6 protein-coding genes are annotated in these 10,531 nt (G+C 27.7%); 4 read left to right on the top strand and 2 right to left on the bottom strand.

All coding sequences use genetic code 11. The features are described from left to right. Positions 1–816 precede the first annotated feature (816 nt). The 4 genes from GKR48_RS05455 to GKR48_RS05440 all read left to right on the top strand — a co-directional run bounded on the left by GKR48_RS05455 (position 817) and on the right by GKR48_RS05440 (position 5,046). On the top strand, positions 817–999 hold the full coding sequence (locus tag GKR48_RS05455; RefSeq protein WP_154627330.1) for a hypothetical protein: 183 nt from the start codon (positions 817–819) through the stop codon (positions 997–999). Between the two features lie 609 nt (positions 1,000–1,608). Beyond that, positions 1,609–3,297: an AAA family ATPase gene (locus GKR48_RS05450; RefSeq protein ID WP_154627329.1), complete on the top strand. Its 1,689-nt coding sequence runs from the start codon at positions 1,609–1,611 to the stop codon at positions 3,295–3,297. Between the two features lies 1 nt (position 3,298). Further along, entirely contained in the window at positions 3,299–4,297 is a 999-nt protein-coding gene (locus GKR48_RS05445; protein WP_154627328.1) for a hypothetical protein, read from the top strand. Positions 4,298–4,485: 188 nt separating this feature from the next. Further along, on the top strand, positions 4,486–5,046 hold the full coding sequence (locus GKR48_RS05440) for a recombinase family protein (RefSeq protein WP_154627327.1): 561 nt from the start codon (positions 4,486–4,488) through the stop codon (positions 5,044–5,046). A gap of 65 nt (positions 5,047–5,111) precedes the next feature. Here GKR48_RS05440 and GKR48_RS05435 read toward each other — a convergent pair whose 3' ends face one another. Further along, positions 5,112–5,684 (bottom strand): hypothetical protein, encoded by a 573-nt coding sequence (locus GKR48_RS05435; protein ID WP_154627326.1) that lies wholly within the window; start codon positions 5,682–5,684, stop codon positions 5,112–5,114. Between the two features lie 443 nt (positions 5,685–6,127). Beyond that, positions 6,128–8,938, bottom strand: a complete 2,811-nt coding sequence (locus GKR48_RS05430; protein WP_154627325.1) for a hypothetical protein — start codon at positions 8,936–8,938, stop codon at positions 6,128–6,130. Positions 8,939–10,531: the final 1,593 nt, after the last annotated feature.

Raw genomic sequence — 10,531 nt, 5'->3', positions numbered from 1 at the left:
TCTTCTAATACTAAACAGTACTGAATACTGTTCATAGAAAGGTAAATTAACTAGTACTTACAATAGGTTATAAAGCTTATAGGCGTATATTCTAGCTTTGTTGTACATGAGTTTTACGCGATTATATCAGGGTCTAGTACTGGAACATAGCTACCATCTTATAGAGAACAATATGAACTCTCAGCAAAGTTACTGCCTTTTAGTACTTGAAGTTTTTTGAGGCAGGGTAAGCAGGTGGTTTTTATGAAAAAGTGTCCAATGGGTCAACAGAGGTATTAAGAGATACATTATTACCATTGGACATTTTATACTGATTAATGATCACCTATCGGGATTATTGATCATTAAATCAATATTACTATTGAGTTTATCAATTAGCTCTATTAGTACTGAACCCTAACCCGATAAAACCTATCATTATTGTTAATTAGATTTTGTACTCATATCATAATGAATTATGTTATACATGAAAGATATCAGTACTGATCGAGTAGTGTTTTGACTCGCCTAAAATGAATTTTGATGTGAACTCGCGGCAAAGTTACCAGTCTTTAGTACTCGAATTATTATGAATCAGGGGTAATATACTGTTTTTATGAATACTTAAAGTAATCCCTTACTGAAGTAAAAAATGATGTGGTTTTTATATCATTGAAGTAAAAATTCAGTACTTTATATAGATAATTAGTAATGAAAATAAAAATAACTGAATTATAAATTTATACTGTTATTAAAAATAAAGTAATTGTAGATTACACAATAATCAAATTAAAAAAAATAATAAATAGTATATAAAAACAAATTTAGGAGTTTAAAATGAAACAATCAAATAAAAAAATAAAGCCCATACATGTGATGGTAAAAGAATGCGTTGATAAACAAATAGCACTTGGTGAACGAATTTTGAATAATAATGGATTTGGACTTAGCACTAGAACAAAGGACTTTCCTAGTGATGACTTAATTAAAGCAAGAAAAAATTTACTATTTAAAAAATAAATCCCGAGAATAATTATTCTCAATCAATATTTGTATATTACCAAACAAAATACCCTGTTCTAAGCAATAAAATTTGATGTGCTAGTATGAAAATAGCAGATTAATTTCGAACCACACAATAAATCATAATTTATTGTTTACATATGAAATGAGAGTCAAAAATTATCGTTTCTGCAGAGTTACCAGCCTTCACAACTCAAATTTTTGCAGCTCTATAGGGGGCTTTTATCAATCTAAAAATCCCAAGGAATCCTTTACTGAAATAAAAAACACTTGATTGATTATTTCAGTAAAGAAAGGTTTTAGTGCAACATCATGAAAAATATGTAATATATCCATAGTATTACATCTAAAAACTAACAGAAAAATAATCGTTAAAAGCACTTCTTCGTTGATAGCTAGCAAACTACAAGATACCTATTCTTAATTAAAACCTATATCATCTAACACTATACAAGACTTCCAGAGACCATTCATCTCACAGTCATATAAAACATGTATAAATAAACAGTTAAATAATAAGTTAAGATACTTTATAAAAAAAATCTAAGCTGCTAAAATTACTAGCTATTATTCATAATATAAATTAAGTTTCAATGGAGTTAAGCTATGTTAACTAGATTTACTGGAAGAAACTATAAAGCATTTGAGAGTTTTTCATTGGAATTAAAACCATTGACTATTTTACTAGGAGCGAATAGCTGTGGTAAAAGTGCCATATTAAATTCATTTTTAATGCTGTCACAATCAATAGAAGCATCCTCAAATTCTGAAACACCATTTCGTCTTAATGGTAATAGAGTAGGAATGGGAGAATCTTTAAATATTATAAAAGATAAAAACAAAAATAATACTTTAAGCTTTGCGTTTGAATTTGATGAACAAACTGCAATTAAAAGATTAATTAGTGCAGCAAAACGTGAGTGTATGGATATTCATTTTGATTGTGCTAGGTATGTATATCAAAGTTTACGAATGAATAGAGAAATTAGCTCATCAATAGAACCATTGTTAAATGAGTTAGATAATCTTTATTATACAAGTGAAGGTTTTAATTTAACCAACTTATCTAAAATGTCTGAAAAGATATGTTCTATTATTCGCGTATTTAGAGCAAATAAAGACAAAATAAAAGTTAATCAAAGATTTAAAACGCAATCGGGCAAAAAATTCATTAGTATTATGGATGATATTTCATATCAAAAGATACACGATTGTATGGTAGGGCTAATACCTATCTCATTAACTAGATTAGCAGCCCATAGAATTGAATTAAAATTTAAATATAGAAAGAAAGATGACTGTTTTTATATATGTCAAATTAAATTATCAAATAAAAGTAGTGAAAGTATCATAGATATTAAAATTGATTCTTCATCAGATATAACATTAATGTCTGATGTGATTGATAATGATATTTTAAGAAAATCGAAAAAAGACATTAAAAAATTACTAAATTTAAAATCGTTACTTGTATGTGATGCTGATGAAGGTATCAGATTTTCAATGGCTAATTATTTCACTAATTCCAATAATCCATTTGCAATTTATTTCTCGAGAATAATGAGTGCATCATTTAGTGAGCTTAAAACATTGTTTTCTGACGTCAATATTAACCATGTTAGTCCATTAAGAGCATTTCCACAACGATATTATTTATTAGACAAGGCTATTTATCATAATCAATTAAATGCATCTGATGGTACAGAGTTAGCCGAAGTACTGAAAAATAATACCCATATAAAAGATAGTATTAACGAGCTATTAGCTGAATTCAAAATTGCTATTGATGTAGAAAAAGTAAATGATATTATACATAAAATATCAGTTAATCAAGAAGCTGTAAATTTGGAACTAACTGATGTAGGCTTTGGTATTTCTCAAGTTCTTCCTATACTTGTACAAGCTTACTTATCCCCTATTGGTTCGATAACGATAATTGAGCAACCAGAAATTCACCTTCATCCAAAAATGCAAGCATGGTTAACTGATGCATTAATTAAAATAGCTTTAAATAACTCAAAAATGTTTATTATTGAAACTCATAGTGATGCATTAGTTCGTCGACTCAGACTTAGAATAGTTGATGAAGACTCGAAACTATCAGAAAATGATATAGCAGTTTATTATTTAGAAAGAGACAAAATTAATTATAAAACTGAAATAAAGCGTATTGAGGTTACTTCAGATGGTGATATTTCATGGCCTTCAGAGTTTATGGATGTTGAGATTAGCGATACGTTATTAATTCAGCAAAAAAAACTTGATCGTATGATGAAAAAAAATGAGGGGCTTTAAAATGGCATCAGCTCATTGTCTCTGTCCTGGTTTTATTTCTAGTCATATATCAGACCCTGTTATTTTTAGTAATATTTTTATGAATGTCTTATTAAATTCAGATGACCAAATCGTATTAGATTCAAAAGGAAAGCTTATTCTAGAATATTCTAAAGCTGTAGAAAATAATACTGATGCATTTTCATTATTAAAAGTTTGGCAATCACAACTAAGCTCACGTAAAGATGGAAAAATACTATTAACGCATAGCGATATAAGCCAAAATGTTCCTGAGTTAGTTTTTGATTTAATTCAAAAAGCGGCTACAACTTTTGATAGAGACATTGTTACTTCGAATAATGAAGCCTATAGGCCATTCATTGAAGAGTTAAAGAAACAGAGAATATCATTATTTAATCTTCAAAACCTGTCACCTAACAACATTAAAAATGTCTTAAATAAAAAATTATCATTTAGTGAATTATCAAATGATATTGCATGGGCCTTACATAGGCTAGCGAGAACAAACAATAATGGCAATAGCGAAGATGAAATAAATGATCAATTAAGAAACATATTATTAGCAATGAAATATAAAGTAAAAGATCAATCTAGAGAAGGTTCATCTGCATCAGGAAAAAGTGCTGGAGAATTAGATTTGCTTATTGAAGATAATGATGGCTATCTTTTTTCAATTATAGAAGCAATGAAACTAAATAGTTTAAAGGTTAGTTATATTAATGACCATTATATAAAATTATTAACAAATTATAATCCTTTACAAATATCTAAAACAGTACTTATTACCTACTATACGGGTTCTAAATTTAATGAGTGGTGGGAAAGCTATCTACAACATATATCAAATTTAGGTGTTAACATTTTTAACTTTGATGGACATGCAGTCATAACTAAAACTGAAGAAGAAATTACACCATATGCAATGTTACGGAAATTAATTCAGCATTTTGAAGTCGATGGAAGGCACCATGTTTGTATACAATATGCAATAAAAGTTTAATCTTAGCAATAAGGGGAGAGTTATCTCCCTTAATTCTACTTAATTCACTTAAACTTACTACAATGAATATCATTTTACTACTCCCTAATGATACTCACTTAAACCAACTATAATAGTATCATTTAGTACTTGATCCCATCTATATGATTCGGTATCATTTGGATATACTAAATGATACAGGAGGATTTATGATATTTGGTTACGCTCGAGTTTCTTCCAAAGATCAAAATTTAGAAAGGCAGCTTACAGTACTGGAACCTATTTGCGATAAAGTAATACAAGAAAAAGTATCTGGGAAAAATATTAATGACAGACCAGAACTGCTATTGCTCTTATCACACTTAAGACAAGATGATACCCTAATTACAAAATCTATTGATAGATTAGCCCGTAATACTAAAGAGCTTTTGTCGCTAGTGGATGAATTAGTAGAAAAAGGGATCACTGTTAAATTTTTAGACAATAATATGAGTTTTGATAATTCTCCCGCTTCAAGATTAATTTTAACTATGATGGGAGCAGTAGCAGAGTTTGAACGAGGCATTATTGCATCTAGAAGAGATGAAGGTATTGCTATAGCTAAAAAGGCTGGAAAATACAAGGGTAAACAAAAGAATGCAGTACTTCATAGTAAAATTACTGAAATGATAGAGGCTAAAAAATACACTGCGGATGAAATAGCTAAATTATGTGATTGTGGGAGAGCTACCGTTTTTAGAGTTAAAAAATCATTGTCAGTTTATAAATGAATATAGCCACCTTAATTTAGATGGCTATTACTCTTGAATGAATCCTAATGATCTATAGAATAAACTTAGTTATTACTTCTACAATTAACTGCTGACATTGCCATTACTTTATCTTCACTATTATTTAATGGAATAGTTACTATCATTCTAGCATCTGGTTTTTTAATATCTTTATTTAACATATAGTATATTGAGCCTTGAGTGGAACTATTATGTGTACTCGCACTAAGTACTCCCCCATCTAGATTTTCATTAGAATTTAATGGTGGAGATTTATATTCATCACTACTTGAATTAGCTTTAATAATAAAATAATCATTTTTTAATATTAAACTACCACCACCAATAGGAAGACTTTTCCCAATTTTTTTAGTAGATCCATCTAGCTTTGAAGCAACTCCCTCATACATAAATATGTCACAGCTAAATTTCTTTTCTTGATGTTTGAATTTCCCTTGACTATAACCATACCAAAACATCCCTATAAAAAAAACAATCACAAAGGAAACAAAGCTAGATAGCAATAATGCCATAAATTTTGAAAATCCTTTTATTTTATTAAACTCACACCATTTGTATGTTTTTATTAAACAAAAACCTGCTATAAAAATTGCTATAATCAGTATAACTCCAACCATATTTAATAACCCCTTTAATTTTGTCAATTTAACATACCGATTGGGCTGTCACATCCTAATAATTGAGATACGTTAAATTAGAATTTCCTAACCGTTTTCGATATATCTCCGGTGGAAGATTACTTAAACTTTTATGAGTTCGATTCAATTTATAATTTTATTGCCAAAGCCCCATCATTTCACGAAGTTGAGTCAATAATTCAAATAAATAGGCATTTAAAAATTTACGATGTAACGACGATTAATTGAAGCACCAAATTCTCCTTTGATTAAATTTTATCATTCTATGCCGTCTATCATACCACACCTCAGTTAATTGATCGATAATAACGATCGATTTTATTAAATTGATCGCTATTATCTATCAAAACTATCAATATAAATCTCACCAATAGGTAATATCGATCAATTAACTATCTTAGCTCCGCTCACGAAGTGAAAAATTAATCATTTAAATTCAATTGGTTAAGCTTAATGCCTGTTAATGACAAATGAAGAATTTTATATGCAGAGATACGTACATTAGATCTAGTAATCTTAGTTGAATTACTTAAGGATATGTACTTGTTAATCACGCGGCTTGCCATTTTGTCTTTTACAAAAAAAATGTCCAATGGGTCAGCAGAGGTATTAAGAGATACATTATTACCATTGGACATTTTTTTACTAATCAAAGATTTCCAATCAGAGCTTTTAATCATTAAATCTATATCATTATCGAATTCCTTAGATAGCACCATTCTTACAACGTTAGTTGCAATGGTATTAGCATCATCTGAACTTATATAATCAATTTTTTTATGTGAAAACTTTAAACAATTCACTTCAGAAATGACATAATCTCTATATTGACAATTTGTTTTATTATATTCTATATCTTTAAGTAGTTTATTCTCATAATCCCTATCCTCTATTATTGAATTAATTACATGTTGTATGTCATTGTTATTTAAACCTTTATTGATCATACCGTGTATTTTTATTTTGTACTTTAAAAAAGTATCTCCTTTAATTTCAGGAGTCACTCCTTTTTCAAAATACTCTTTTAATTCAATCAGTTCTTTATTTTCATTTTCCTTAGTTAATTCTTTTTCAATCTTTTTAAGTTCCTTTATATCAACATTGGCATTAGACATGTAATCGTCATAAATCGGAAGGAATATCTGGAAATTATATTCAAAAAGTCGTGACATGAAGTAACTGAATTCGTTATTAGACTTTTCCTTTCTATGTTCGTAACTTTGAAAATCAATCATATTATAGTTAACATAAAAATCGTTGTTTTTAATATATACATTGGATTTATTATTAATATGATAGTTTTCAATGAAAGCATCTTTTTGTTGGTTACTTTGTGCATTATCAAATGAATTTTTAAGTGCATTAGCAAGTTCCTTTGCCGATTCTATAACTTCTTCAATATTATTATCATTTGTTTTTATTATACTATTACTATCAATGTAGTAATTTACATTTTTTAATTTCTTTATTTTTCTAAATCTATTGGTGAACTGTTCAATTCTGTCAGGATCTGTTTCTTCACAAATGAAAATATCAACCTCATCCAGTTCATCAATAATACTAAGACCTTCTACAATACTATTAGTACCGATAATGCAGTCATAATCTCCCATTATTCCTTTTCTAAATAAATTTTTTACATTTTCTTCATTTTTAAGATTCGCATTAACTAATATAAATTTTTTCCCTGATTGCTCACCAATATACTTTCCTTTTGCCTTATCATTTATCAAAAGGATAGATTTTCTTTCACTATTCTTTAGATCTCGTATTATTGAATCTTCTTTGCTTTTACAAAAGTAAGTTTGAATCTGTTTTAAAGTATTATCTATTTTTGTAACTTTATTAATTGTTTCAAACTTTATATTGGAAAAATATTCTGGTTTTATTGTTCCTGACATAAAGATAACTTTATTAAAAAGCTTAATAGCTTGCTGAATAGTTTCAATTGTCTCATACTTATAATCATAATCGAATATAATTCCATGAGCTTCATCTATTACTAAATCCCATTGTTTACATTCGCTAGGCTCATCCATCAAGCATTTTATTTGATTCCATGTGGCTATACTATTTTTATATAGATCATTATTACTTCCAGATTGTTCAACGATAGATGTTAACGGCGTTATTATTTTTGTTTTTTCTCTATTCATCATTGCATGATTTTTTCCTATTCCTGTGCTAGCAATTAGTAAATTGATTCCTTTTTTAAATTCTATGTCATCAATAATATCAGAAAGGTATTGATCTTCACTTAGATTATACTCAAAATCATAGTTTGAATTACAATCATTTATTACAGTATTTGTATTTAATAATACCTTGCTTTTTTCAGGAAGGAAGTTCCTTAAGCTCAATATACTGCCATATGATGTATTAGCTTTTTCATACATATCGAATCCAGAGTTTTTCGAATCTAATTTACGCACTAAATCTATTGTTTCTATAATATCATTTTTTTCATAACCGGCATTTTTTAAAATACTGGTTAACTTTAACTTCTCATCATAACTTAAACTCCCTCTATTTTTATCAATTATTAAATTCAATATTTCATCTTTATTCTCCACCGCGTAAAGATAATTATTTTCAATTTTTTTAAAAACATCAGAATTAAACTCATTTTCTATAATTTGATTTTTCTCTAACTTTGAAATATCAAAAAATACTCCTTGGTTATATTCGGAAATGAACACTGATTCATAGATTTTATTTATACGAGGTAAGTATTGTATTTGTAATCTTTTACAAAATGAAGGGTCAGAATAATAAAACATACTCTCCAATGATTTTGAAAAGCTGTTATATTCATCTTTACTTACTGGGTTTAATAGTGGCAAAATGACCCTAAAATGGTCACCAACTTTTAATCCTTGACTACCTGTCGAGTAAAGTAAGTACTCATATTCTTTTAATTTATCTTTAACGTATTTAACTGTATAATCTCCGTCTATATCAATTACTATCGCATAATGTTTTATTATATTTTCGTTAGTTCTTGGCTTACCCTCAGCCATTTGAGCAAATATAGCTCCATCAAAATATTCTTTAGCCTCTTGATATTCTTCAGTATCTGAAGCCTCAAAAGACAACCAAATATCCTTATTTAGAATATATTCAACTATTGAATGCCAATGCTCATTAGTATGTATTATTTCACCAGTTTCACATCCATTAGATGAGTACTTATTTTTATACCATGTAAAGTACAATATTTTATTTAAGTCCATTTTATTTCCTTTTATTATAACCCACTTCCTTGATTTCATAAAATAAAAACAATTCATAATTTAATAACTATTAATAACCCCTATGATTTATATGTATTTTAATAATTATTAAATTCCTGAATATTTTTATTATATTTTTGATGCTAATTTAAGATGATATATTTTTAAGTAAGAAATTATTCTGTAAAATGTGAATAATTTTATATGGAATCCAATGGTGGGCATTCATAGGTTCGTTAGAAAAATGATATACATCATGTCAATACTTTAATTTCAGAATTTCTTTTGTTTTACCTCCTTTTTTAATTGGTCTTGATTTAAATCTCTATTATGCCTACTATCATTCTTTTTACATGTTAATTACTATATTAATTAAAACCAGAAGATATTCTCTAGATTTCATTCATTAATAGGTTGGTTTGAAGTAAAAATTTGAATTTGAGATGAATTAACTCGAGGGTAAAACAGAAGATAATGCAATATATTTTTCTCTATTTTAAATATACTCCTTAAAATTAGATTTGTCAATTATTTTATGCGAATTTTATCGTTATTTTTAATAAACTCAGAGAAGGGTGATTAAAGTGAATTTATATACTATTCAAACAATTCAAGGAAATTGAAATATAATTACTTTTTTTGATAAAAGCATTTTATTATAATTATATCTATTTTCAGTAATAGCAACGCATTGTAAATATTCTTATTTCTAGTAATAATCCTTAAAGCTACTTATCTTTATTTGTAATAACTATATCAAGTACTGGATTTTCATTACATACATTACATACATTACTTACATTACTTACATTACTTACATTACTTACATTACTTACATTACTTACATTACTTACATTACTTACATTACTTACATTACTTACATTACTTACATTACTTACATTACTTACATGCATAAATTACCTACTTAACTTTTTATCTCATTCATATAAAAAAAGAACTATTTTTTACTTCAGTAAGGGATTACTTTAAGTATTCATAAAAACAGTATATTACCCCTGATTCATAATAATTCGAGTACTAAAGACTGGTAACTTTGCCGCGAGTTCACATCAAAATTCATTTTAGGCGAGTCAAAACACTACTCGATCAGTACTGATATCTTTCATGTATAACATAATTCATTATGATATGAGTACAAAATCTAATTAACAATAATGATAGGTTTTATCGGGTTAGGGTTCAGTACTAATAGAGCTAATTGATAAACTCAATAGTAATATTGATTTAATGATCAATAATCCCGATAGGTGATCATTAATCAGTATAAAATGTCCAATGGTAATAATGTATCTCTTAATACCTCTGTTGACCCATTGGACACTTTTTCATAAAAACCACCTGCTTACCCTGCCTCAAAAAACTTCAAGTACTAAAAGGCAGTAACTTTGCTGAGAGTTCATATTGTTCTCTATAAGATGGTAGCTATGTTCCAGTACTAGACCCTGATATAATCGCGTAAAACTCATGTACAACAAAGCTAGAATATACGCCTATAAGCTTTATAACCTATTGTAAGTACTAGTTAATTTACCTTTCTATGAACAGTATTCAGTACTGTTTAGTATTAGAAGA

Source organism: Providencia sp. wls1943, assembly GCF_009706275.1.
GTDB classification, from domain to species: domain Bacteria; phylum Pseudomonadota; class Gammaproteobacteria; order Enterobacterales; family Enterobacteriaceae; genus Providencia; species Providencia zhijiangensis.
The sequence above is the reverse complement of the archived record's forward strand: the minus strand, read 5'-3'. Positions and strand labels throughout refer to the sequence as shown.